This window comes from Arsenicibacter sp. R0_47, from assembly GCF_057652235.1.
The window spans coordinates 29,892-54,690 of sequence record NZ_JBYFCJ010000033.1 but is presented as its reverse complement, the minus strand read 5'-3'; the positions used below and the strand labels follow the sequence as shown (position 1 = coordinate 54,690).

At 51.9% G+C, this 24,799-nt stretch carries 19 protein-coding genes; 6 read left to right on the top strand and 13 right to left on the bottom strand.

Annotated elements, in window-relative coordinates; genetic code table 11:
* The first annotated feature begins 87 nt into the window (after window positions 1–87).
* Window positions 88–1,371, top strand: coding sequence for an acetyl-CoA hydrolase/transferase family protein (locus tag AC23NW_RS31035; RefSeq protein WP_487454417.1), 1,284 nt, complete (start codon window positions 88–90; stop codon window positions 1,369–1,371).
* Window positions 1,372–1,503: 132 nt separating this feature from the next.
* A complete protein-coding gene (locus tag AC23NW_RS31030; protein WP_293842570.1) occupies window positions 1,504–1,878 on the top strand; it encodes a group III truncated hemoglobin in 375 nt (124 codons plus the stop codon).
* A 48-nt stretch (window positions 1,879–1,926) separates the two neighbouring features.
* Here the strand turns inward: AC23NW_RS31030 and AC23NW_RS31025 are convergent, their stop codons facing one another.
* The 12 genes from AC23NW_RS31025 to AC23NW_RS30970 all read right to left on the bottom strand — a co-directional run bounded on the left by AC23NW_RS31025 (window position 1,927) and on the right by AC23NW_RS30970 (window position 19,015).
* Complete coding sequence (locus tag AC23NW_RS31025) at window positions 1,927–3,672, bottom strand: M14 family metallopeptidase (RefSeq protein WP_487454415.1); 1,746 nt, start codon at window positions 3,670–3,672, stop codon at window positions 1,927–1,929.
* Between the two features lie 6 nt (window positions 3,673–3,678).
* Complete coding sequence (locus AC23NW_RS31020) at window positions 3,679–5,361, bottom strand: M14 family metallopeptidase (protein ID WP_487454413.1); 1,683 nt, start codon at window positions 5,359–5,361, stop codon at window positions 3,679–3,681.
* Between the two features lie 152 nt (window positions 5,362–5,513).
* Window positions 5,514–6,356, bottom strand: a complete 843-nt coding sequence (locus tag AC23NW_RS31015; RefSeq protein ID WP_487454411.1) for a hypothetical protein — start codon at window positions 6,354–6,356, stop codon at window positions 5,514–5,516.
* 109 nt (window positions 6,357–6,465) lie between these two features.
* Window positions 6,466–7,761 (bottom strand): sodium:proton antiporter NhaD, encoded by a 1,296-nt coding sequence (gene nhaD / locus AC23NW_RS31010; protein WP_293842582.1) that lies wholly within the window; start codon window positions 7,759–7,761, stop codon window positions 6,466–6,468.
* Window position 7,762: 1 nt separating this feature from the next.
* Window positions 7,763–9,169 carry a DUF5723 family protein gene (locus AC23NW_RS31005; protein ID WP_487454409.1) on the bottom strand — a complete coding sequence of 469 codons (1,407 nt, stop codon included), beginning with the start codon at window positions 9,167–9,169 and terminating at the stop codon, window positions 7,763–7,765.
* A gap of 123 nt (window positions 9,170–9,292) precedes the next feature.
* The gene (locus tag AC23NW_RS31000; protein WP_487454407.1) at window positions 9,293–9,895 is read right to left on the bottom strand and encodes a NifU family protein; all 603 of its coding nucleotides are present in this window, start codon (window positions 9,893–9,895) and stop codon (window positions 9,293–9,295) included.
* Between the two features lie 193 nt (window positions 9,896–10,088).
* Entirely contained in the window at window positions 10,089–10,346 is a 258-nt protein-coding gene (gene rpmA / locus AC23NW_RS30995) for a 50S ribosomal protein L27 (RefSeq protein ID WP_293842591.1), read from the bottom strand.
* A 42-nt stretch (window positions 10,347–10,388) separates the two neighbouring features.
* Window positions 10,389–10,706, bottom strand: a complete 318-nt coding sequence (rplU, locus tag AC23NW_RS30990) for a 50S ribosomal protein L21 (RefSeq protein WP_293842594.1) — start codon at window positions 10,704–10,706, stop codon at window positions 10,389–10,391.
* Window positions 10,707–10,848: 142 nt separating this feature from the next.
* On the bottom strand, window positions 10,849–11,226 hold the full coding sequence (locus AC23NW_RS30985) for a LytTR family DNA-binding domain-containing protein (RefSeq protein ID WP_487454405.1): 378 nt from the start codon (window positions 11,224–11,226) through the stop codon (window positions 10,849–10,851).
* Window positions 11,227–11,507: 281 nt separating this feature from the next.
* Window positions 11,508–12,158, bottom strand: coding sequence for a response regulator transcription factor (locus AC23NW_RS30980; protein ID WP_487454403.1), 651 nt, complete (start codon window positions 12,156–12,158; stop codon window positions 11,508–11,510).
* Entirely contained in the window at window positions 12,121–14,061 is a 1,941-nt protein-coding gene (locus AC23NW_RS30975; RefSeq protein ID WP_487454402.1) for a tetratricopeptide repeat-containing sensor histidine kinase, read from the bottom strand. Before AC23NW_RS30975 ends, AC23NW_RS30980 begins: the two co-directional genes overlap by 38 nt.
* A 142-nt stretch (window positions 14,062–14,203) precedes the next feature.
* Window positions 14,204–19,015 carry a beta strand repeat-containing protein gene (locus tag AC23NW_RS30970; RefSeq protein ID WP_487454401.1) on the bottom strand — a complete coding sequence of 1,604 codons (4,812 nt, stop codon included), beginning with the start codon at window positions 19,013–19,015 and terminating at the stop codon, window positions 14,204–14,206.
* 923 nt (window positions 19,016–19,938) lie between these two features.
* On the opposite strand from AC23NW_RS30970, the gene AC23NW_RS30965 reads away from it, so the two are divergent.
* Both AC23NW_RS30965 and AC23NW_RS30960 read left to right on the top strand, forming a co-directional pair.
* Window positions 19,939–21,996: a tetratricopeptide repeat-containing sensor histidine kinase gene (locus tag AC23NW_RS30965; protein ID WP_487454400.1), complete on the top strand. Its 2,058-nt coding sequence runs from the start codon at window positions 19,939–19,941 to the stop codon at window positions 21,994–21,996.
* A gap of 17 nt (window positions 21,997–22,013) precedes the next feature.
* Complete coding sequence (locus AC23NW_RS30960; RefSeq protein WP_487454398.1) at window positions 22,014–22,634, top strand: response regulator; 621 nt, start codon at window positions 22,014–22,016, stop codon at window positions 22,632–22,634.
* 5 nt (window positions 22,635–22,639) lie between these two features.
* Here the strand turns inward: AC23NW_RS30960 and AC23NW_RS30955 are convergent, their stop codons facing one another.
* A complete protein-coding gene (locus AC23NW_RS30955; RefSeq protein WP_293842600.1) occupies window positions 22,640–23,083 on the bottom strand; it encodes a PaaI family thioesterase in 444 nt (147 codons plus the stop codon).
* Between the two features lie 216 nt (window positions 23,084–23,299).
* Between AC23NW_RS30955 and AC23NW_RS30950 the strand changes: the two genes are divergently transcribed.
* Together AC23NW_RS30950 and AC23NW_RS30945 are read left to right on the top strand one after the other, a co-directional pair.
* Window positions 23,300–24,070, top strand: coding sequence for a phosphosulfolactate synthase (locus AC23NW_RS30950; protein ID WP_487454396.1), 771 nt, complete (start codon window positions 23,300–23,302; stop codon window positions 24,068–24,070).
* A 53-nt stretch (window positions 24,071–24,123) separates the two neighbouring features.
* Window positions 24,124–24,777, top strand: coding sequence for a DedA family protein (locus AC23NW_RS30945; RefSeq protein WP_487454394.1), 654 nt, complete (start codon window positions 24,124–24,126; stop codon window positions 24,775–24,777).
* Window positions 24,778–24,799: the final 22 nt, after the last annotated feature.

The following is a 24,799-nucleotide window of genomic DNA, read 5'->3' as shown; positions in this document are numbered from 1 at the left end:
ACCTAAGCAGCACAAAGTGAAAAAGAAGAAACTTCGTGCCCCTTATCGTCTTCGCGTCTTGGTGGTAAAAATAAAATCAACATCCATATGCCAGTTCATTTGCCGATTGTAAGCCCCGAAGAAGCGGTTGCCTGTATCCAGTCCGGAAACCGCGTATTTATTCATAGTGTTGCCCAAACCCCGCACCGGCTCATTGCCGCTATGGTTGCGCAATCCGACCGGCTGCGCGATGTGGAAGTATGCCACATTCATACCGAAGGGCCGCTGCCGTATCTGGAGCCTCAATACGAAGGGATTTTTTACCCGAATTCGTTTTTTATCGGGGCCAATATGCGGAAACAGCTTAATCAGGGGCATGGCGATTATGTGCCGATTTTCCTGAGTGAAATCCCGCTGCTGTTTACCCGCAAAATACTGCCGGTCGATGTGGCGCTGATTCAGGTCTCGCCGCCGGATGCACACGGGTACTGCTCCCTCGGCCCCTCGGTCGATGTGTCGCTCTCGGCTATCGTATCGGCGAAGTACGTGATTGCGCAGATTAACCCGAACGTGCCGCGTACGCACGGAGATGGCATGATTCCGGTCTCGACCATTCACGCGGCCATTGAGGTAGATGATCCGATTTATGAAGTACCGGCAGGAGCCATTTCGCCAATCGAGCAGCAGATCGGGAAAAATGTAGCCAGTCTGGTGGAAGACGGCGCAACCCTGCAAATGGGAATCGGCGGGATTCCGAACGCCACGCTTGCCGAGCTGGTGCACCACCGCAAACTGGGCGTTCATACCGAAATGTTCTCCGATGGGGTCATTGACCTGATTGAACGCGGTGTGATCACGAACGAATGCAAAAAGGTAATTCCGTACAAAACCGTAACTGGATTTGTGATGGGGAGCCGTCGGGTGTATGACTTTATCGACGACAACCCGGGTGTGGCCATGAAGTCGACGGCCTACACCAACGATACGGCCATTATCCGGCGCAATCCGAAAGTAACGGCCATCAACAGCGCCATCGAAGTGGACCTGACCGGGCAGGTGTGCGCCGATACCATCGGCACGTTTCAGTATTCCGGTGTCGGTGGCCAGATGGATTTTGTGCGGGGCGCATCGTTGTCGGAAGGTGGCAAGCCGATCATTGCCCTGCCCTCGGCAACAAAGTACGGGGAGTCGAAAATTGTGCCGTTTCTGAAAGAAGGAGCGGGGGTAACAACGACCCGTGCCCACGTGCATTACATTGTAACGGAGTATGGCATTGCGAACCTGTACGGGAAAAACCTCCGGCAACGCGCCCGTCTCCTGATCGACATTGCACACCCCGATCACCGCGAAGAACTCGAACGCCAGGCTTTCGCCCGCTTCGGCAGAATATAAAGGGATGTACGAATTACGATGTAGTTGAGAGAAGATGTGGATACATACGGCCGAAAGCCATGAAACGTCTACTGGCTTCGCTCTTTCGCTCTTTGTCCGCGCAGCGGCCACTCTTTCACTCTTTAAAAAGAAATGTCCGATATCACAACACGCGCCGATCTTGAGCAACTGATCGGGCAATTTTACGGGAAAGCCATGCAGGATGCAGTTATCGGGTTTCTGTTTACCGATGTGGCCAAACTGGATCTGGCGAGCCATGCGCCGGTTATCGTCGATTTCTGGGAGATGGTATTGTTGGGCGGGACGGCCTACCGGCAGAATCCAATTCCGGTCCATCTGTCCTTGAACCGGCAATCGCCGCTGACGGCGGCGCATTTTGACCGTTGGCTGGCACTCTGGCAGGAAACCGTCGATGAGCTGTTTGCCGGTAACACCGCCGAACAGGCCAAAATCCGGGCCTTGTCCATCGCAACGGTGATGCAGACGAAGATTTATAATGACAAATAAAGCACAGATGTAGCGGCAAGGCATACCCTTGCCGCTACGTTTTTTACGTTACAACGTCTTCTCCACGACGCCACCTTTGCGGCTGTCGACTTCGACGGTATATTTACCGGCGTTGCCTTTTACGACCCAGCGCACTTTGACGAAGCCCATGCCTGGAATGGTCGGTACTTCGATGGTGCCCGGCGTATAACGCTGCTCACGGGTGATGCCCATGTCTTCGTTATCGACGATCATACCAGCCAGCACATTGGCGCCTTTCAGCGTAATATAGTCCGGCCGCTCGATTTTGAACTTCACATCGTGGGTTGAGTGCGTCGGAATAACCCGCTGGTTTACAACGGTCGCCGTAACCTCCGTCAATCCGTTACCCAGTGATTTCGACGTAATGCTTTGCACGTCGAGTTTTGGCGTCTGGAAGGCGTGGAACAGCGTAAAGGCCATGTTCCGGTGCGCATCCTCTTCGAGCATAAAGCCGGGGTGGTTGCGGATGTAGTTTTTCTTAGGCCCACCGATTTCAATGTCTCCGTACTGCGGGTGCTTAAACGGTTTCCAAGGCACATACGCATCATCCATCAGCAGGTACTTGCTGAACTGGTTGAATTCGTCGTTCTGGAACCGGTCATCGTCCGATTTGCGGTTAAACAGTTTGTACGACGTCATCAGCTCGTTGGAGAACGTGAAAATACCGCGTCCCAGCGCAAACCAGTCGATCTCGCCGCCGTATACGGTATACAAATCCTTGTAAATAACGAAGTAGCGATAGCCTGGCAGCATTTTTTCGCCGGCTTTCCCCATGACATCATACACGGCAATGTCGGCCGGTGAGTAGTAAGGCACGTCCTCTTCGGAGCCCGGACCGCGCAGCATCATCCCGCCATAGTTGTGGTAGCTCTGGGCACCGGCAATATTCGGGTGCGCAAAGAAAAACTTCTTAACCGCCTGGGTCTCCGGCAGTGTGCCCGGATAAAACAGCGCCCCCCGCTGGATATAATCCGGTTGCCAGCCCCAGCCCCAGTCGCGGTTCGGGTCGTAAGAACCAACCAGATCTTCGTTGACCAGGCCGTCGCCGTCGTTGTCGAGGCCTTCGTAGCCCAGCATTTCATACTCACCCGGCTCGTCGGGTTTGGCCGGAATCATACGGGTCGGATCGCTCGGGTCCTGTTTCATGCGACCCAGCGGTGATTTGCGGCGCATCATGACAATGTTGCCGTCGCCGTCCAGATCGTCGTATTTGTCCTCGTCGACCTGCCCGTCACCGTCGTCGTCCATCGGCATCATACCCGAGCGTGGTGAGTTCGGGTTGTTCGGGTTGCGGATAAAATCCTCGCGGGCATCGGGGTTGATGGTTGGTGCGATGTAAAATACCTTATCCTGCAACAGCTCCTTGATGTGCGGCTGATCGGCGGCCGTTTCAACCAGATACCAGGCCGTGTACATCGCAATTTCGGAACCCTGCAACTCATTGGAGTGAATGTTTCCGTCGATGTAAAAACCAGGCTTGCGGTCGGCCTTGCCGGTTTTGGCATCCGTGATGACCAGTACCCACATATCCCGCCCCTGAAACGATTTACCCATCGATTCAAGCTTGACGTATTCCGGATAGGCCTTAGCCAGATCCTGACAGAATTTCGTGATCATGCCGTAATCATTGTAGTGATTCCAGCGCATGGGCACTTTCGGGTTTGCCGGTGAACCAACGGCGCGGGTGCCGTCGGACAAGGTGGCAGGCTTATTCTGCTGCGCAAAGGCAGGTATTGATAAGAGGCTGATGGCCAGTAAAAATATCTTTTTCACAGCGGATTATTTAAGCGTTAGTTCGGTTGATTTGATTCCGGTCATAGCATTGCCGGCTTCGAGTGTAACCTTGCCGGCCCCGTTGACCAGGAAATTAACGTCCATTGTTTCGCCCGCGGCCATCGCCCCGCGCAAAATCATCCGGCGACCGGAAAGGATCGTCTGGCCGTTCGCCAGCTTAAGTTCAACCTTCATTTTAGGCACGTACCGGACCCGGTCGCCCATCTCAGAGCCGGTCGGCAGCAGGCCACGGTTCACGACCTGCGCCGATACCCGCGTCAGTCCGTTGCCGAGTGCTTCCGTTTTTACGTTTACAATGTCGATGGCAGGCATCTGGGTAGCAAACGCCGTCAGGAATTTCAGGTGACGGCCGGCGTTGTCGTTCAGGAACTGTACCGGCGGATTGTTTTTGGCAAACGGTGCAATACCGCCAACTTCTGCTTTGCGGCCCGGAAAATCGGGATGCTCAACAGCGGTCCAGTTTGTGAAGGCAGCAGCGACCTTATTGGCATCGGCCCACTTCAGAAAGCGGACATCGTCGTTATCGCCGGTTGCCGGAGCCGGTCCGCGCCCTGTCTGCGCGCGTCCGCGGGCGGTATCGGCAGGGGCAGCGGTTTTCGGCGCCCACCAGCCCGGTGTCGAGAAGCTCAGACGACCGTAATGGTAGTAGGCAGTCTGGGCAAAATTACCGCGTGTGGGCGGCAGAACCGGAGCGTCTTTCAGGCTCGTCTGCCCGTTGTAGAGCTTTGACACCTGATCGCCTACAGTAGCGTCTTTCTCCAGAATACCGGTAATGATGCGGCGGGCGGTTTTGCTGCGGTCGAATTTCGGTGCCTCGCTCAGGTTGTTGTACGGTCCGAAGGTAAATACAGCATACACGTTCGGGGCTTTGTACAGGAAGTCAAGCAACGCACGGTTTTCCGGTTCAGAAACCGGCATTTCGCCCGCGCCCGGTGTAAAAAACGGGTAGTCGAACGTAAAGTTTTTGTCGATGGCTACACCACCGGGGCCGTCTTCGTTGAATTTGCCGTCCTTATCGTTGTCGATGCCTTCGGTAATAAGGATGTACCGGCCGGTTTCGCCTTTTGCCGGATCGGCTTTTACCAGCACACGCGGATCGTCCTTACCCTGAATATACTGACCTGTCGGGTCTTCAATCCGGATCTGGGAGATAATGCCGTCGCGGTTGAGGTCTTCGGCCGGGTCTTCGTTAACGCGGCCGTCGCGGTCATCGTCGGTCTCCTGATCATTGCCGCTCCGCTCAAATTTGAGGGAGGCAAACGCCTGACTTTGAGCGTCAGGGTTGACGAGCGGGAAAATGTACAGGGTTTTGGTATCCAGCAGGCGCTTAACGCTGTCGCTCTGGGAGGTCAGGAGCTTTTCGGCGAGCTGAATGGCCAGTTCGGTACCGGCCAGGTGACTGCCGTCAACGCCGGCTACGATGGCAAGGGCCGGTTTCTGAGCCGCCGCCCCGCGACCGAGTGTCAGGAGCCAGATGTCTTTGCCGCCAACCGATTTACCAACCGATTGTAGGTTAGCTGCGCCATTGGCCCGGGGGCTTAGCGAACGGAGCCGGTTGGTGAGTTGATTGTAATCGGCATACCCTCCGCTACTGTTCGGCGCGGGTTGGGCCATAGCCAACGCACTTGCCAATAAGGCAGGGGCAAGTCCGGTAATGAAGTGTTTCATGTAATCGGGGAAGATTATTTTGAAGGGTACAAGTTTACACAGAATATATATAACCTGTTTCTTTTCGGAGTAAAGAGTAAAAAAAGCAGCGGTCCGGCCGTTCTGCTGAGCAAACGACCGGACCGCTTTTTATATAGCTGTTGAGCAGGTGACTACTCTACTTTAAAGTCTGACTCCTTCAGGCCTTCATTGAAACGAACTTTGTCAATCGACGTTTCGCGGGCACCCTGCGGGGTTTCCTGGATCTGGATCGTCGGGTATTTCAGGCCCTTAAAGTCTTTGTATTTGCTGTACTTAACGGTTTGCAGCATCGGGCCGCCGCCACCTTGACGACCACCGCCCATTCCGCCGCCTTGTCCGCCACCCTGGCCTTGTCCGCCGCCGGGAGCACCGCCCTGACCCTGACCGCCGCCCTGGCCACCTTGTCCGCCGCCACGGCCACCCATACCACGACCGCCCATGCCGCCTTTGGATACGGTTTGTACTTTCAGTCCGCTGGCAACGTCATAAAATTCAGTCCAGCTTACCGAGCCGTCGGCATTGGCGAATGTCACTTTATACGCATCCTGACCATCCACTTTTTCCGTACCGTCGACAGTAGCTTTCAGTCCGAGTTCGGCGTAGTGGGCTTCCGGGAAAAGTGAATTTTGTAAAATATAGCTTTGAGCTGCCGGGCCTTCCATAGCCTGAGTACCGCGCATGCCGCCGGAAGCCGCTTTGGTGCCGTCGGATGTCATTTTCATAACCTCCATGCCGTTCATGTTAATCGTCATAGACGATTTGCTCGGGGCTTTGGCTTTGCGGGTAATCAGAGCCGTGTTGCCGTTGAAATCGGCCGACATTTCGATGCGCAGATCAGTAATGCCTTTGACGAAATCCTTGCCGCCGATGGCTGCAAGGTACTTATCCAGCACTTCGTCGGCAGACGGTGTTTGGGCCATGGCTGTGAAGAGTGCAGCCGGCGTAAGTAAAAGGGTTAAGATGAGCTTTTTCATGTGTTTTAACACTAAAACAAATAAGGGAATACGATTTTGCCAAAGGTAAAAATTCAAGTAAAAACCTGGCAATATTTTGATTATTTATTCCGGTTTAAGTTTAATCGTTTCAGTGAAAAAGCGCAAACTGGGCGAGGTAGATGCCGGCGCCGACTACATAGCCGATCAGGGCCAGCCAGCTGATTTTGCGGAGGTACCAGACAAAGTCTAAATGCTCCATGCCCATAACGGCAACGCCCGCCGCCGAACCGATCACCAGAATACTGCCACCGGTACCCGCGCAGTAGGCCAGAAACTCCCAGATCTTAGCGTCCGGCGGGAACGTCTGTATGTCGTACATGCCCATGGCTGCGGCCACAATCGGGACGTTATCGACTACCGCCGAAACGATACCGATCAGCAGTACAATCAGGTCGAGGTTGCCGACGGCTTTATCAAGCGATTGGGCCAGCGTGGTCAGTACGCCGGTTACTTCAAGCGTTCCTACGGCCAGCAGGATGCCCAGAAAGAACAGAATACTCGGTACGTCGATACGGCTCAGGGCGTAGGCAGCGGTAAACTTTTTCCGCTCAGCCTCATCTTTATCTTTGTGAATGAGCTCCGAAGCCACCCAGATGCAGCCCAGCACCAGCATCATGCCCATGTACGGCGGCAGGTGGGTAACCATCTTAAAGATCGGTACAAACAGCATACCGCCCAGACCAATTGACAGCATCAGTTTCCGGTTGCGGCGGGCTTCTGCCGTTACGTATGGCCGGCTGATCCCTTTCGTTGCAGAGGCTGTAGCAACCTGTGTTTCGGCCGGATAACTGAACGTAAGAATCGTCAGCGGTACCAGGAGCGCGGCCAGACTCGGCACAAACAAGGTCGTGATGATATTGCCGGTGGTTACCTGCCCGCCGATCCAGAGCATGGTCGTTGTTACGTCGCCGATGGGCGACCACGCACCGCCGGCATTGGCCGCAATGATGATCATGCCCGCGATGATTTTCCGCTGCTCCGCATTTTTGACCAGCTTACGGGCCACCGACACCATGACAATCGAGGTCGTCAGGTTGTCGAGCAGGGCCGACAGGAAGAAAGAAAGGAAACAGATAATCCAGAGCAGGGTGCGCGTATTGCGGCTGGCAATACGGTCGGTGATCAGCGTAAAGCCATCGTGGGCATCGATGAGCTCAACAACCGTCATAGCGCCCATCAGGAAGAACAGAATTTCGGAAACGCTGCCGAGGTGTTCGGTCAGTTGTTCTACAACCACGTGGCTGTCGCTTGTCATTAAGGCGTAGGTCGCCCAGCATAACACGCCCGTTATCAGCGCCGTTGCGGTTTTGTTGATCTGAATCGGGTGTTCTAAGGTAATCAGTAAATAACCAAGCAGAAAGATTGTGATGAGGGAGATGATCATGTCAGAAGCCGAAGCATACCCCGGCGTACAAATCTGTACCCCGCGGGTGAATGCCGTTGTTACCATTCCCAATAAGGCCAAAAATATTGTCAGATCCAAGCCAGAAAGGACCGACACGGGCCGAAAGACCAATTAAAATGGACTGGTTCAGATACGTAACAGGGGCTGCCAGGGTTATCAGTTTGGTATCATAGCGCGGTACTACCGATATCAGCGTTGGCTGGCGAACCGCCGCCGCCTGACTGCTCAGTACGTTCTGCCGCCAGACAAAACCTATTCCGAACTTATCGGTGGCCTGTAGGTCGGCGGTCAGGTTGAGGGCTGTCGGCAGGGTCATTCTGAAACGCCCGAGGCTGGTAGCCGGCGACAGATTCAGTTTTTCGCGGACGACATTGGCTACCTGTTCAGGGCTGGTAATGTTGACGTTGTTAAAGTCGCCCGGGGTGAATTTGACATTCTGCTCGTTAACGTCATACGACTCACCGTTATAAAAAATCGTACCGACGTCGGTCAGGCTCAGGCTTAGCTGCCAGACCGGCTGATCGTCTTCGACCTGATTCATGATCGCAATACCAAAATCGGCGCCCACACCTTTGCCGGGCACATTACCCGAAAAAAAGGTACTCATCGTCAGCCGTTTGTTTTGCAAATAGTTTGTAAATGCCATACGGGCATTAATCTGACTGACTTGAAGGTAGGGGTTATTGGGCGGGGTTGGCTCCGATTGCAGGGAATAATTCAGCTGGTCGTTGACCAGATAACCGGCGGTAAATCCGCGCAGGTATTTCAGGGTTGCACCGGCCAATACGCGGACTGCATCCGTTTCCGCAATGGGTTTGGCATAGGTCAGGGCATATTCCGAATACACGTTGGCCCCTATGTTAAACCGGTTATTCTGGTTTGGAATGCTGTACAGCGCATTATCGGCAAGGCTGGCACGGATCGCCGACAGTAAGTCTTCCGACGCACCCAGTACCTGAGCGGTACCCCGCAGGCGGGTACTCAGGGTCAGACTGGCATCGCCGCCAACGGGTAAACGCAGGGCAGGACCCCGTAATTCGCCCCAGACCGTTACGTTTTTAGGCTGGCCGTCGAGAATTTCCTTCGTGTAGGACGGTTTAAAGTCAAGGGATCCGTCAGAACGTTTGTACTGATCGGGAACATTGTTTGTCAGCAAGGTCAGGATCGAGTACGGCGCCTGATACCGGACAAAGTTGTTATTAACATGAATATTAGCCGCGGCTATATTCAGATCAAACTTATGCGGAGAGTCGGCGGATAAGGCCGGATTGATATAGGTGCGATGTGTGCCGCTACGCGGATTAGTCGACAGTCCCAGAAAATTTTGAGCCGGGCTTGCTGTTGCGAGAAACAACAGGCCCGGCCCCAACAAAAGCCTTACATTCATGCCTCAGGCGTTTTTTTGCCCCAAAATAAGTAAATCAGTAGCAGTTGGCAGCAGCTTCAGGGAATATTTTGTCATATTTACTGATGCTACTGCCGGAACCACTGCCACTGTACCACACCACTATTATACACCTTCAGCTTCTACTTGTTTGACTTCGGGCACCAGACGGGTCATCAGATTTTCGATACCTGCCTTGAGAGTCAGTGTCGACGATGGACAGCCGCTGCACGCGCCCTGAAGTAATACCTTCACAATGCCGGATTCCGGTTCGAAGGAATAAAAATTAATGGCTCCTCCATCTGATTCAACTGCCGGACGAATATATTGTTCGAGCACCGCCTTGATTTTTTGAACGGTTTCTGAGTCTGCATCAACCCGTACCGAGTTAGCATCAACCGTACGCTGGGCAAAAACCGGCTGCTTCTCATCGAAGTATTGCTTCAGAAACTGCTTTACCTCAAACATAATGTCATCCCACTCGGTCACATCATCCTTGGTAATGGTAATAAAATTGCCGGCAACAAATACCCGCCGCACAAAGTCAAAGCCAAACAAGGCAACCACAAGAGGAGAGGCTTTACCGTCGAGCAGGGCGTCACCTGGCTCGGCATAGTCGAATGAAAGTCCGTCGGGCACGAGTTCGACGTTCAGCACAAACTTCATTGAATTGGGATTCGGGTTTTGCTGCGCGTAAATCGATATAGGACGCTGGAGAAGATCGTTCATTGTCGGGGAATTGTAAAATCGCTTCGTATTTTCCGGTTCGGCTTACCTGACCTCAGGTTGAAACCGGCAGGACAGGAAGTTGTCTCAGTCAGAAACACACGCCCGGGCAATTTAGTTGCCATGTTCTATACGAAAAATCCCGCATGGGATACCATGCGGGATTTTTCAGTACCGTATGTCGGGTCGTGGCTGCTTATTCAGCAGGTACGATGTGAACATACGAGCGGTTGCTGCGGCCAGCCTGGAATTTAACCACGCCGTCAACCAGAGCAAACAGGGTATGGTCGCGGCCGATGCCTACGCCTTCACCCGCGTGATGTTTTGTACCGCGCTGACGCACGATGATGTTACCGGCGATAGCTTTCTGACCACCGAACAATTTAACGCCAAGGCGCTTGCTTATCGAGTCGCGGCCGTTCTTGGAACTACCTACACCTTTCTTGTGTGCCATTTTGTTTTGTGTTTAAGGCTTAACGTGTGTTAAGGCCAAACGTTACAGAGTTATATCTTCGATTAACACCTTCGTCAGGTACTGACGGTGGCCGTTTTTCTTTTTGTAGCCTTTCCGGCGTTTCTTTTTGAAGACGATTACTTTTTCGCCTTTCAGGTGTTCAACGATTTTCGCCGTGATAGAAGCACCTTCAACTACTGGAGCACCTACAGAGATGCTGCCTTCGTTATCAACAAGGAGAACTTTCACCTTGTCGGATGCAAGCACAGCGTCAGCATCACCCTCTAAACGGTGTGTATAGATAGAGCGACCTTTCTGAACTTTGAACTGCTGTCCTGCGATCTCTACGATTGCGTACATGATTCGTGTATAATTTTGGAAATGAGGGTGCAAATATAGGGAAATCTATTGATTAAGGCCAGTGTAAAGGCAGAAAAAAACTATTATAGGCGCGGTACGTGTAATATAATGCTCCGCACCAACAGTACGGACCCGTTAAACGCTAATTAGCAGCCTGTAACGGTCCTTTTGCATAGGTTCCTGCCTGTAGCCGGCGCTTTACAAAAACCTGCCGGCGGCGGGCCACTTCGACCTCATCGCCGTTGCTCAGCAACAGCCGCAGCCGCCGTGGCTGACTGGGTGTCGACAGTACAGCACGGATGTGCTGCGGGTTGACAATAGCATCTTTCCGGACCCGTATAAAATCAACCAGTTGTTCCTGATACCATTTGAGTGTGTAGGCGCTCATGCGCGTCGGTTTTCCCTGTTGATAAATGCGGGTGTAGTTCCAGTCGCCTTCCAGCCAGATAATGGACTGGGCGGCGATAGCTTGTTTGTCGAAGCGGATGTAGCTGGCAGAGGTTGTCGTGGTGTTTATCATATGCTTTAGGGGATTGTGTTTCAGGAAAAAGAGGCCGTATTTATGGACGTAGTATGCCGGAGCTACCGGACATGTATAGTGAGGGGGCAACGGATCGTGTACTCATGGGCCGGTTCAGTAAGTGAAATGCGTTAAAACCAGATGGCTGGCGCTTGCAGGAGAAGCGCTTACACGATGTAAAGTTTGGACAAGATCAGACGGGATGCTATCCCCCAATCGGGGGATTTATTCGGCTTTTTGACGAAAAGGGCCGGCCAGAGTGCGCCGATACGCTTTGGGCACTATTCGTGTATGCTGTGGAGCGGCAGGTACTCGTTTGCAAAGGCAATCAGTTCGGAAAGATGGGTAATCTCCAGCTTGCGGTAAATATTTTTCCGATGCGAACGCACCGTTTCATAACCAATGTGTAATTGGGCAGCCACTTGCAGGCTGGACAGCCCCTGCCGGATCAGGGTGATAATTTTCAGCTCGGTCGGGGTAAGTTTAAATTGCCGGATAAAAAAATCCTCTTCATGCGAGCTGATCAATTCTCCTTGCGGGAAACTGGTTTTTCCGTCATATACATCATGAATTGTTCGTATAATAAGGTCAATCCGCTCGTGCTTAAGGAGATAGCCTGCTACACCGATCTGGCGACATTGATCAATAAATTTGCGGTAGCCATACATTGTCAGCATAATGATGCGGATGGCGGGATAGGCGTCAAGTAACTGACGGGCGCAGCTAAGCCCGGTTTGCTGCGGGAGATTTATGTCCAGTAGCACCACATCCGGCTGTGTGCGGTGTACCGCCGGTAAAACATCATTTCCACGGAATACCTGCCCGACAACCTCAACAAGTGTGCCGGCATCAGAAAGCTGGAGGACTAAGCCGTCATTGAATAATATGTGGTCATCAACGATCAGAACGCGTATACGGGTTGTGTATTTCATCCGGCTGTGTGGGATAGGGTATATCAACAAAAACCGTGGTGCCTTCAGGGCTGGTGTCTACTGACAGTTTACCCCCCACCCATTTTGCCCTTAAAGATACATTTTTAAGTCCGATTCCGGACTTTGTATGAGCATGCACGTTGTCAAATCCTTTACCATTGTCTTCAACGGTAATATTGAGGTGTGTATGATGGTAGACAAGCTGCACAAAAGCTACGGTTGCCTGACTGTGTCGGACGACATTATGCATCAGTTCCTGAATGAGCCGGTAGATGATGAGTTCATGGGCGGGCGGGAGCGACACTCTGGTGCCGGACATTAGAAAGCAGAAACGAATACCGGATGTAGCGCCAAGGCGTCGTGCTACTTCTTCGAGCGCATCGGTTAATCCGAGATCGTGGAATTCGACCGGCATGAGGTTGTGGGAGATTGTTCGTATATCGTTAATCACTTTGTCCAGAATAGTTTGTGCTGCGGAGTTTGTGTTTAGGTATCCCCGCAGACTGGCTAATGTAGCCCCGACATCATCATGCAGGTCGGCTGCCAGCCGTTGTCTTTCTGTTTCCTGAGCGCTGATAATCTGTATATTCCGCAGGCTGCGTTCATTGTTTAATTGCCAGTCAGCTATTAAAGCTTTCTTTTTTTGCTGGTTCGCATAGAGTAACAAACCCAACAGCAGGAAGGCCAGCACCAGTGTGATCATCAGGAAAAGCAGTGTACGTTCATGAGCAGCGTTTTCAGTTTGGAGCTGTTTATTGTAAAGCGTCCGGATTCTGAGGTCTTTTTCCTGTACGCGTAGTTTCGTTTCAATTTCAGTAAACTTCTGACTCAGGTTATCGCGGCTGAGCGAGTCTTTTAACTGCTGATACTGCCGGCTGTGAACAAGTGCCTGCTGATAATTGCCCAGACCTTCATAAATCCGTGACATGGTTTCGTGGTGGGCAACCACATCGAACAGAGGGCGGTGAGGAAGTATGCGGCTATAGAGTGTCTGGTAATGCAATGCTTTTGGAAAGTCTTTTTTGTTACGGAGGAAGTACTGCCCCGATTCGTAAAGGACAACATGCAACAGATACCGCGCATAAGTACCCTGATCCGGATGAGTACGTTTCAGAAATGCCTCAAAATAAGCACGGGCTTCGTTGTCATGGCCCAGATGCAGGTTACAGATACCCAGATAGGCAAGATTAGTCCGGCGTCCTTCCATGTAGCGCAGATGTGGGCCGTCGGCATACTGCTTATAGAGAGCGGCCTGTTTCCGGTAATAGAACAGCGCTTTGCCGTATTGACCTTTGTGAATATGAAAATCACCCAGGTAATTGTATACCTGGTGTATTAATTCCGGATCATGTGTTTGCTCCCCGATCGCCAGCGCTGTTTGCATATCCTGCATGGCCTTATTCCACTCGTTCCTGGTGTTGGCCTGAACGTAAACCAGATCGACAGCCAATTCAATCAAGGCCAGCCCGAGCCGGTGCTGCATGTGTAATTGCCGGAACTGCTGAACGGCCTTCATCCGGAGGGGATAAGCGTCATCCGGTCTATGGTGGATATTAAGGGCGACTGATGCCTGCCAGTTCAGCGAAATGGCCATTCCCTCTTTCCAGCTATGGCGCCGGGCCAACCGGGTCAGTGAATCGGTAGTGAGTATAGCAAGACGCGCTTCTGCTGCGGGCGCTAACCCACGCTGTACTTTTTGATAATACAATGTCTCAAGCGTAAAGAAAATGGCTGTGTCGCGCGGGAACGAAACGGGTTGCCTGGATAGGGTATTGAGTTTAGTTGTTAGCCGGTTGATGAAAATCTCCCGCTCGGGTGGTTTCAGAAAGATAGGTTCTCCGGAAACCGAAAGAGCGAACAACCATGGTAAAAGTCCGCTAAGACAGAAGGCTTTCGTGTGCATATGATTTCTTGTGTGGGAATTCAGGACAGGTTCTGTGTGAGTGACAGTAAAGTACAAAAAAATACTAACCCTTCTGTTCGTTAGCGGGTGAACTAAGCAAAACAGAAGGGTTAGCGGATCATTGTCTGACGGCAAAACAGATTTACCGTGCGATCCAGATCACGCGTTGGGCGACCGGTGTTGTAACTTTCAGATAAAACGAACCATGTTGCGGGCCAAAACGCAGGGTATGCTGTTCGCTGGCACCTGCCTGCTCAGTGGTAAATTCATCCACGAGTTTATTTTCCGGATTGTACGCCTGTAACTGGAGACGTTGACCGGCCGCTCCCTCAACGGTAACGGATACCAGCTCGCCGGATGTCGGGTTACTGCTTAACCGGACCTTCAGGGCAGTGCCCGCTGATATGCCGGCTTTGTTTTTTGGAGCAATCAATCCTCTGGTACATTCCGACGAGACGCCGGTAGCGAATACCCCTGTAGGTAGCCCCTGATTATACACGGTCAGCGTGTAATTTCCCGGCTCAGTGATGCCGGTGGCCTGCACGTTGTACGTGCCGGGCGTCCGGAATACGTTGCTGTATACATAACCTGACGGTCCGCTGAAGGTAAACTCATTGCCCGTAGCAACCGCCGATAAGCCGGCCGTCGACTGTGGCTGGCCGGTTTCAGGACAAGACAGCATGTCGGACGGCACAAATGTATCCGGCACAAGCGGCGCATCAGACGGGTAAACACCTGCGAGCGCTGTTACATAACAGCCGCCGATATTCCGGGTGGCAATGGTATATAAGCCGACCTGATCAACCACAAAAATACCATTTGCGCTGACGGCACTGTACCCGCTCTGGCTGGTGAGGGTGTAGGCCGACGGATTCGCCAGCGATGCAACAATGGTTGCCGACGTACTGCTGCCGCCGATCTGACCCGAGACGGATACCTGCATAAACGTGTTGGTAAAGCTATCCTCGGCGCTGACAATGACCGCCGTAGCAGACTTACAGCCATTGGCTGCCGTAACAGTGACGGCATACATTCCCGGGTTGCCGACAATGGCCGTACCCGAATTACTGATCTGTGTAAAGCCCGGTCCGCTGAAGGCATACTGTACGCCCCCCGCCGCAACCAGCGTTACGGTAGGTACACTACAGGTTAAGGTCGCGTTGACCGGAGCCAGGCTGATGGCCGGCAGTACGTCATTCTGAATAACCGTTGCACTGGCCCCTGCCGTACATCCGTTAGCTCCCGTTACCACAACCGAATACGTACCCGCCTGATTGACTAAGATACTGCTGGTCCGGTCGTTTGTACTGAAGAGATAACCAGTGCCGCCGGATGCCTGCAATGTAACGGTCGGATTGGTACAGGTGATCGTTGCCGATGTTGGGGTTAGTCGTGCGGTTGGTGCCGTTTTGTTTTCGGTAACGGTCGTACTGGCGACAGAATTACAACCGGCCGTATTGGTTAACGTAACGGAATAAACACCGGTGGCGCTGACAGAAATGGCCGCAGATGTTACTCCGGTCGACCACCGTACATTGCCCTCTCCGGTAGCTGTCAGACTGGTTACCGGTGTGGTACAGTTCAGGCTCGTACCGCCTGCAATCAACACACCGGAGCTGGCTGTGTTGCTGCTGATCGTGATTGCCGTGGCAGCCGTACAGCCGTTGAGGGCAGTGGCTGTCAGCGAATACATTCCCGGCGTATTCACAACCAGTGTGTTGCCGGTAGAACCTGTTGACCAACGGAAACCGGTTGCTGACGACAGTGCTGTCAGGGTAATGCTGCGGACTGAACATGTCAATGTACTGCCACTTGCACCGATACTGACAGCCGGAATATCGCTGCTTTGGTAAACCGTTGCGCTGGCGGCAGCAGTACAGCCATTGCTGCCTGTGAGTACAACCGAATACGCCCCGGGCTGACTCACGATAATGCTTTGGCTGGTTGAGCCGGTGCTGAAGCGATAGGTGCCGGTGCCAACTGCCGAAAGCGTTACGCTCGGTACGGCGCAGGTCAGCGTTGCCGAAGAAGGCGCAAGGAGTACCGATGGCGCTGACTGATTGGCCGAAATACTGACAACCGTACTGGACAGACAGCCATTATTGCCCTGTCCGGTAACGGTGAAGTTGCCAGCCTGGCTAACGGTAACCGGATTGCCGGTGCTGGTACCGATGCCTGGTCCGGTAATGGTATAACTGGCTGCGCCGGTAGCTCCTATGGTCAGGGCTGGATTGCTACAGGTTAACACATTGCCATTGGCAGTTACGATACTCAGTGACGGTGATATAGTATTTCCGCTGACAGTGACACTCGTCGTTGAATAGCAGCCTGTGGCCAGATTCAAGGCAGTGACTGAGTATACACCGGCCTGCCCGATCACCGCCGTTGCACTGTTGCCGTTGAACCCGCTGATCGTAAGCGACGGTCCTGCAAAGGTAAACGTATGTGCCGACGGGCTGGTGGTGCCAACAGACAGGCGTACGGTAGGAGAAGCACAGGAAATAAGCCCCGCATTACTAACCTGGAATATATCGAAAGCTGGTAAGCTATTGCTGCCAATGACAGTCAGTGACGACTGACCAGCACAACCGCTGGGGCTCTGCGCTACTACGGTATAGCTCCCGGGCTGTACGGCTGTAAATACACCATTGATACTGCTGACCGAACCGGAAGCGCTAATCAGTAAATACCGGCTGACCGGTGAACCGCTGCTGGTGATGGTTACGGATTGATTGGCGCATGTAACTGTTGCACTTGTGGTATTGATGACAGGAGACGCCAGTACTGTGAAGCTGGTGGCGGCCGTAACCGGACTGCAGCCTCCGCCCACGGTGCAGGTGGCTGATACAAATACAGATCCCGCTGTGGTGGTCGAAACCGGTAATACCGTACCCGTCTGTCCGGTTGACCACGTAATGGCACCGTTGCAGCCGGTGGCAGTCAGGGTAACAGGCGTACTCTGGCAAATCAGCGGCGCGGGGCCGTTGATGGAAAGGGAGGCCGGCGGCGTTATGGTAACAGTGACGACCATTGTTGAAGAGCACAAGCCGGTTGAGCAACCCACCGGAACGTAGCTTGTTCCGGTGGCAGATGTAGACAGGGTAAGGGTGTTGGCTGAAACCGAAGCCTGATTACCGGGGGTATACAACGTGCCGGATGCGCAGAACGCTGTTACCGACAACGGACTGTATTGACAAACAGTGAAGCTGTTCCCGCCGATAAGGGTCGGGGCGGTGGGTTGCGTTACCACTGCCAGGTTTAAAAAGGCCGGAGAACTAAACTGTGCGCCGGTACTACATACAAGCGTGTAGCTATAAGTGCCGGCGTCAGCGTTGGCAGGGATCAGAATCGAATAGGTATTAGTGATACTGGTTGCCATCGGGAAACCATACATAACTGCATTGGTAGAATAAACCAGCGATGCGTTTATCCCGCAACTAACCGTTGCCGTTAACGAATTTCCCTGACAAACCGCTGACTGACTTAGCGCAATAACCGGAGCGGCAACAGACTGAACAACGGAGACCGGGAAAACAAAGCTCATGGAGCAGGTGGTGCCACTGGCCGGGCAGGAAGCTGTGTATGTAGTTGTGCTGGTAGGGGCAACAATGATCGAGGTACCCGACTGACCGGTTGACCATACAGGCGTAGACGCGCAGGTAGCGGCTGATAGGGTAAGCGACTGTCCGGCGGTAATGCTTGTCGAAGGCGTAACTGAGAGCGTACCTGCTGCAATGGTTACCGACACAATTACCGGACTGCTCGAACAGTAATTCCCGTTAGTATTCCGGACGCAGACAAGCGGCTGGTAATAGGGTCCGGTGTTATTCGTTGATAGTTGAACCACATTACCTGATACGTTTAAGGTTGAACAGCAGGGACTGGCAACTGTCGTGTTGACCGGACAGACGGCGGTTACCGAAAACGCTGTATTCTGACAGCGCACATAACTGTTCCCGCCAATAAGGGTCGGGGAGGTGGGTGGTGTCAGTACCGTGAGCGAGACCGTGGTGCCGGTTATTGAGTTCGGGCAGCTGAACTGGTAATTGTTAATACCTATAGACGTAGCGGTCATGCTTTGGACAGTGGTACCTGTCGGGCAGGTAACGGTTGCACTGACAATGCTGTTCAGGCAGACCTCATACTGACTGAGCGTAACGGTCGGGGAGGCCGGAGCTGTGGCGGTTGCTGAGTTGACTGTTCCGCTTACAAAAACGGGAGCTGTTCCGTTTAGTGTAGACCCGTTAAATTGTATTACACTGCCGCTGAACGTACCGGTTGTCGTGCCAGTCATACGCACAAACACCACATTCTGAGTCAGGTTTGGTGCTAAAGTTATAACGCTGGTGCTATACGGGCCAGTGACGTTGTCGCTTATTTCGAAACCGGAAGACGCCAATACATCAATGCCCAGAGGGCCGGCATTTGAAAAAATGGTATAGGCCTGCGGCGCAGATGGGGTGCCCTGGGTAGTTGTGAACGGACTGAGTGCCGATGTGGATACGGACATCGTTGGCCCGGTATTGATGTAGTTAACGTTGACAAAGGTCGTGAGTGTTCCGCTCGTTATCGTTAGCTGTGCTACCCGGCTACTGGCAATGGTGGGGTCCATATCCGGATTGGTAACATAGGTAACTGTAATATCCTGTGCTGTAGTAGACGAGGGAAGTGTAATCGGCGACTGACTGTATTGATTATCCTCTGTACCTGTTCGTTTTATAGTGATTCCCGGAAAGCCTGAGGGCGTTTGTACGATAATGGAATTGTTTAACCCATTGCCATACACCGTAAAAATTTTAGAGGATAGTGTTGCCCATTTCGTTTTAAAGCCCTGACCGATAGTGGTTAAACTGGTTGGCGAGGCCGTGAGTGTACCTGTGGTGGGCACGCTTGTTGTGATCGGGACATTGATACCCGCAGCACCTCCGCCAAACAGACGGAGATTAGCAGGCAAGGATCCTGTTCCATCGCCTCTTAAAAATATAGTTTGTGAATAACCGGAAAACGTAAAAGTTGAAAATAAAGGGTAAAAATTTGTTCCGTTTGTTGAAACAGAAAAACCAGTTGGCGGAGATAAAGTGATCAAACCGTTGGCTGTACCGCCAAGGCTAAATGTACTGGTAAAGGGCGCGGTTGAGCCCGTAAGTGAACCTGGTGTAGCTATAATTTGTGGTACGGCATTTTGTACACTGCTTACGGTTCCGAAAAGAGCGATAGTTTGTGATTGTCCATTAGACGTTGTAACTACCGCACTGCCGGTATAAGTACCCGCCGGTAAGCCGGCTTTCAGGCGAAGCGTAACCCCAACGCCGGATTGTGGGTTTACATTTGACGAAGTGAAGGGATTGGTAAACGATCCGCTTGTACCATCGCCAATGGTTATGTCAAAAGCATTGCCGCTGACATTGGTTGTTAGTGACCACGGACTGGATGCTCCATTCAAAAAAATAACTAAATTATAGGTCGCCGGCCCGCCCCCAGTCACATAACCCATGCTGACAAATGTGGTCGAAGGACTAACAGTAAGCGTCTGTGCGTGGCTTTTTAGTGGAATCGTTATAACCGCAAAAAACAGAGAACAGAAAATCAGAAATTGGTATAAAGGTAGTTTCATGAAACTTGTGGTGTCTTTTTGTGAACGGATAAGTTTAGGGCCGGCTGCCAGGGCTGCGGCGTATCTCGCCAGCGCCGGAGGTGCACGTAGTCGTACGTTGTTAATGAGGAATAACGGGTAAACAGTTTCTGATAACAGCATGATTAATAGCCGGAAAGGTCAATCGTCAGGCAAAAGTCAGTAGCTGTTCTTTGGCGCGCTATCCCCCAATTGGGGGATTTTTTTAAGCGGATACATCGCGTAGTTTTGGGAAAACCGTAGTGATGAAAACCAGCCTTAGATACCTGCATATCTGGCTTTTATGCCTGCTTGTGTATACATGCCCGGCGCAATACCCGCCTTTGCCCGATATCCGGCATGACCGGCGGGTTGAACTAAATTATCTGGATAGCCTTGCCCGGCTGGGTAAAGAGCGGTACCGTCTATTGACTAAGCTACCTGGGTCGGCACTAACGGACAGCTTGCGCTTCAGGACGCTTTTTTTTCTGAGCCGCGTCTATAAGAACTGGTACGGACGCCGCGATAGCGTGATGTACTACAGTGAGCAGATGATCCGTGAGGCCCGAAAAGGTAAGAATCTGTTTTTTGTTGTGAACGGATTGCTGTTGCAGGAAGAGTTTTATCGTGCTGCCGAAAAAGACCCGCCAAGAGCCTTGCGGCTTAATCTGGATATTCTGAAGATGATTCCTTCTCAGCCTGTTTACCGGCAGATCCGCTTTCAGACCAATGTTCGGTTAGGAAGCTTGTATGGTCTGATGAAAGCCTATCCGCTGGCAATTAGCCACATGGAGACCGCACGAGTAGTCGTCTGCCCTGATACACTTACCAGTCCGCGCATTACCTATAGCCTGCTGATTGATCTTGAGCAGCAAATGGGGGCAGTCTATCAGCAGCAAAATAACTTCATAGAGGCCGAAAAGCACTATCGCTCAGCTGAACGGATGTTGTTATACAGTAAATCAATAATTGAACATGGCTATGTATATGATGACCTGGCAGCGCTGTATCTAACATATAATCAGTTTGAGCGCGCCTTGCACTATGCTAAAAAGGCAGAAGCTATATGGAAAAAAGTAAGAACAGCCAATGAATCGCAGGGGTGGGGGACACTGGCTGTCGTGTATGCTGGATTAAAAAACGATAGCCTGGCTACGGTATATGCAATGAAGGTGCTGGCGCTGCCGAAACCGTCCCGCTTTATTCTGGAAGATGCTTACAAAACGCTGTATGAAGTTGCCGAACGAAGGCATAACTGGAAAGATGCATTTCGTTTTTATCAGAAATACAAAGATGTCCGCGATACAATTGATCTCAATAAACGTTCGTCTGAGCTGGCACTCATGCATAAGCAGGAAGAGTATAATAAGCTTGTTATCAGAACACAACAGGGATGGCAGTTGCAGGCGGAGCGATTAAGGAACATAAACAGGCAAACCGAACTGGTACGTTTGCGGGCAGATGCGCAGGCAAAAACCGCCAGACAGGAACGTTTACTGGCGCAGCAACGGACACAACTGCTGGTAATCAGACAGCAAGCCGAGCAAAAAATGCAGCAACAGACATTTCGGGAGCAGGCCTTGCAAAGTGAAAATAACCGGCAGAAGACAGTTGCTGTGTTTGGTGTGGTGTCGGGTTTGCTGGTCACCGGAATATTGATACTTGCGTTGATCGGAGCACAGCTTGCACGGGCAAACGCGCTTACCGAACTGAAACTGGCAGAGACGAAAAACAATGCCAATGTTCAGATACTGAATGCGCAGGAAACTGAACGCCGGAGGATTGCACAAGACCTTCACGACGGTATCGGGGTTTCGCTGATTACCTTACGCGGGAAGCTTCCGGAACAAGATAAGGACACTCAACTGCTGCTTAACCGGCTGATTGACGATGTACGTACGGTTTCGCATAATCTGATGCCGGATGAACTCAATACGCTGGGGCTGATCGGTGCACTGACCGAAACTACCCGACGGCTTGAGCAGGCAACCGACATTGCCTTTGTCTTTCTCTATGCCGGTGATATTGTCACGTTCTCTCCCTCTACTGAGCTTGCGGTTTACAGGGCTGTCCTGGAATTAATGAATAATGTCGTTCGGCATAGTCAGGCAACCGAAGCGATTGTTCAGCTTGTGTATCATACTAACCTGCTCAATATCACCATCGAAGATAACGGGAATGGATTTGTTAATAAAACTGAGGGAAAAGTAACCGGAATTGGCCTGAAAAATGTAGCTTCGCGGGCTGAATGGTTAGGTGGGCAGATGGCTATTGATACGTCAGTACACGGAACGACCATCAGGCTTGATATTCCATATTCATGAGTATTACGCCTACTGAAATGATCCGCATCTTGCTGGCCGATGATCACGCTTTATTTTGTGATGGCCTGACTCTGCAGCTTACGCAGGCAGACCCCTCCCTGAAAGTTGTAGGCCAGGTACTGCGTGGTATTGATGTATTACCGGCCGTACAGCAGTTGGCACCTCACGTTGTGCTCTTAGATATCAATTTGCCTGCTCCTAATGGTATAGAATGCGTCCGGCAACTGGTAGCCGGATTTCAGGAAGTCAAGGCTGTTATTCTGACAATGTATGATTATCAGCGGTTTATTCAGGAAAGCCGTGAGGCGGGTGCTGCCGGGTATCTACTGAAACATACCCATATCGCTGAAATTATCAGTACGATTTACCGCATACAGTCGGGTGAGCGGGTTTTTCCTGAAAAAGCCTTACCAGATTCCGCAAAAGCGGACTCCTCCTTTGTAACAGAGTTCAAACTGACGCCTACCGAAATTAATGTTATCCGGTTAATACGGCAGGGCTTCAGTAGTACACAAATCGGAGAACAGCTGTTTGTCGGGTATGAAACGGTGAAATCACATCGAAAAAATATTTATCGGAAACTTAATATCAAACACCTTTCCGAGTTGCTGGAGTTTGCCCGCGCCCATAATCTTTAGTGTTCCTAAAACGGCATCTTCACCGAGGTCTGAATCAGGTTCGTGGCCGCTTTGGCAATGATTTTACCGTCGGCAGACCGGATGACGCTTTCGGCGTGAATGATGTTTTTGCCGGTCCGGACGGCTTGTGCGGTGGCGGTGATGACCTCACCCAGCCGGGCGGCGTGCAGAAAATCAACGTTCAGGTTTACCGATGTATAGGCGTATTCCCGCCCGAGGGTAAAGACCATAGCCCCGGCAATGTCGTCCAGAATGGCTGCCGCCGCCCCGCCGTGTAACACACCCGCCGGATTCGTCAGCTCTTCGCGGACAATGTAGTCAACCACCAGTTTACCAAATTCGGCCTCCCGTAAAGTACCGTTCAGCCAGCGGCCAACCGGCGACGGACTGTTCGTCATTGACTGGCCGAGCATTGATTGAAAAAAAGTCAGACGGGCATTTGTTTCCATGATAATTCCTCAATTTTAACGGCACAAGTTTAGTTCATGGCTGCTTAACGGCGAAATTTGTACACAAATATATTCCCGTCGAGTCGATATAGTAGTTGGATTTAACCAGGCCAAATGGCGTTCGCTTGCTTATTTTTCTGTACTTTCCTGTGAGGTTTTCGGGAGTTGTGTTACTTTTGGGCGTTTTTTTTAAAAGATCTTCCCCTATACGAGCGGATGAACTATACACTGACGCAAATACCCGAGCGTACCGTGAAACCCCGTCAAAGCGGGTTGACAATGGTCATGGACAAGGGCTTGAGCATACGGCAGGTCGAAGACTTGTTAGCAACATCAGCCAGCTATATTGATATTGTGAAATTGGGGTGGGCAACCTCATTTGTTACCCCGAACCTGACCGAAAAACTGGCGGTCTATCGGGATGCCGGCATTCCCGTTTACTTTGGCGGGACGCTGTTCGAAGCCTTCGTGGTCCGGAATCAATTCGAAGATTATCAGCGCCTTCTGGACCGGTATGGCCTAAAGTACGCTGAGGTGTCTGACGGATCAATTGAGATGCCCCAGGATGTAAAATGTGAATACATCAGCAAACTGGCAAAGCAGGTAACAGTCCTCTCGGAAGTTGGCTCGAAAGACGAAGCAAAGATCATTCCGCCTTACAAATGGATTCAGCTGATGCAGGCCGAACTGCAGGCCGGTGCCTGGAAAGTAATCGGCGAAGCCCGCGAAGGCGGTAACGTCGGTCTGTTCCGGTCGAGCGGTGAGGTTCGTCAGGGGCTTGTGGAGGAGATTCTGACGCAGGTGCCGTTTGAAAGCATCATCTGGGAAGCGCCTCAGAAATCGCAGCAGGTCTGGTTTGTGAAACTGCTGGGTACGAACGTGAATCTGGGCAACATCGCTCCGCACGAAGTGATTCCGCTCGAAACCATCCGTCTTGGCTTACGCGGCGATACATTCTCTCATTTTCTGGATAGCGCAAAGCTGTAATCCACCAATTCACCCGCTGATCGCTACGGCATCGCGCAAACCAATGCAAACCAATGGAGCTGATTAAATCACTGATCGATTTTTTACTACACCTCGACCGCTACCTCGATGCATGGGCCAATGATTACGGCTTGTTACTGTATGCTATCCTGTTCCTGATCGTCTTTACGGAAACCGGTCTGATTGTGATGCCCTTGCTGCCCGGCGACTCGCTGCTGTTTGCTGCCGGTGCCCTTGCTGCCCGCGATACCAACGACCTGAGTGTCGGCGTCATTATTCCGTTGCTGATCGTGGCGGCCCTGATGGGGGATAACGTAAATTATTTTGTCGGGAAGAAACTGGGTGCCCAGATCAAAATGCGGGAGAGGATCCTGTTTTTTAAACGGGAATACATCACGGAGACTGAACAGTTTTACCAGAAATACGGCGGACGGACGGTAATTATCGCCCGGTTCATTCCGATTGTCCGGACCATTGCACCGTTTGTGGCCGGAGCCGGCAGCATGAACTACGGCACGTATATCCGGTTCTGTATCTTTGGTGCTGTTCTTTGGGTGGTGCTTATCACACTGCTGGGCTTTTTCTTCGGTAACATTGAAATTGTTCAGAAGAACTTTGAACTGGTCGTGTTCGGAATCATTGGCTTATCGGTGCTGCCAATGGTCTATGAAGTGGTTAAACGCAAAATGCGTCGTGCCGAAGCTTAGTCAGATTATTTCTGCAAAACCG

Excerpts from the sequence above, each read along its gene's own strand:
- AC23NW_RS30950 (WP_487454396.1), top strand. The coding sequence starts at position 23,300 with ATGAACTATACACTGACGCAAATACCCGAGCGTACCGTGAAACCCCGT.
- rpmA (WP_293842591.1), bottom strand. The coding sequence starts at position 10,346 with ATGGCACACAAGAAAGGTGTAGGTAGTTCCAAGAACGGCCGCGACTCG.
- rplU (WP_293842594.1), bottom strand. The coding sequence starts at position 10,706 with ATGTACGCAATCGTAGAGATCGCAGGACAGCAGTTCAAAGTTCAGAAA.
- AC23NW_RS30975 (WP_487454402.1), bottom strand. The coding sequence starts at position 14,061 with ATGCACACGAAAGCCTTCTGTCTTAGCGGACTTTTACCATGGTTGTTC.
- AC23NW_RS31000 (WP_487454407.1), bottom strand. The coding sequence starts at position 9,895 with ATGAACGATCTTCTCCAGCGTCCTATATCGATTTACGCGCAGCAAAAC.
- AC23NW_RS30955 (WP_293842600.1), bottom strand. The coding sequence starts at position 23,083 with ATGGAAACAAATGCCCGTCTGACTTTTTTTCAATCAATGCTCGGCCAG.
- AC23NW_RS31020 (WP_487454413.1), bottom strand. The coding sequence starts at position 5,361 with ATGAAACACTTCATTACCGGACTTGCCCCTGCCTTATTGGCAAGTGCG.
- AC23NW_RS31005 (WP_487454409.1), bottom strand. The coding sequence starts at position 9,169 with ATGAATGTAAGGCTTTTGTTGGGGCCGGGCCTGTTGTTTCTCGCAACA.
- AC23NW_RS30960 (WP_487454398.1), top strand. The coding sequence starts at position 22,014 with ATGATCCGCATCTTGCTGGCCGATGATCACGCTTTATTTTGTGATGGC.
- AC23NW_RS31035 (WP_487454417.1), top strand. The coding sequence starts at position 88 with ATGCCAGTTCATTTGCCGATTGTAAGCCCCGAAGAAGCGGTTGCCTGT.
- AC23NW_RS31015 (WP_487454411.1), bottom strand. The coding sequence starts at position 6,356 with ATGAAAAAGCTCATCTTAACCCTTTTACTTACGCCGGCTGCACTCTTC.
- nhaD (WP_293842582.1), bottom strand. The coding sequence starts at position 7,761 with ATGATCATCTCCCTCATCACAATCTTTCTGCTTGGTTATTTACTGATT.
- AC23NW_RS30965 (WP_487454400.1), top strand. The coding sequence starts at position 19,939 with ATGAAAACCAGCCTTAGATACCTGCATATCTGGCTTTTATGCCTGCTT.
- AC23NW_RS31030 (WP_293842570.1), top strand. The coding sequence starts at position 1,504 with ATGTCCGATATCACAACACGCGCCGATCTTGAGCAACTGATCGGGCAA.
- AC23NW_RS30945 (WP_487454394.1), top strand. The coding sequence starts at position 24,124 with ATGGAGCTGATTAAATCACTGATCGATTTTTTACTACACCTCGACCGC.
- AC23NW_RS30980 (WP_487454403.1), bottom strand. The coding sequence starts at position 12,158 with ATGAAATACACAACCCGTATACGCGTTCTGATCGTTGATGACCACATA.
- AC23NW_RS30985 (WP_487454405.1), bottom strand. The coding sequence starts at position 11,226 with ATGATAAACACCACGACAACCTCTGCCAGCTACATCCGCTTCGACAAA.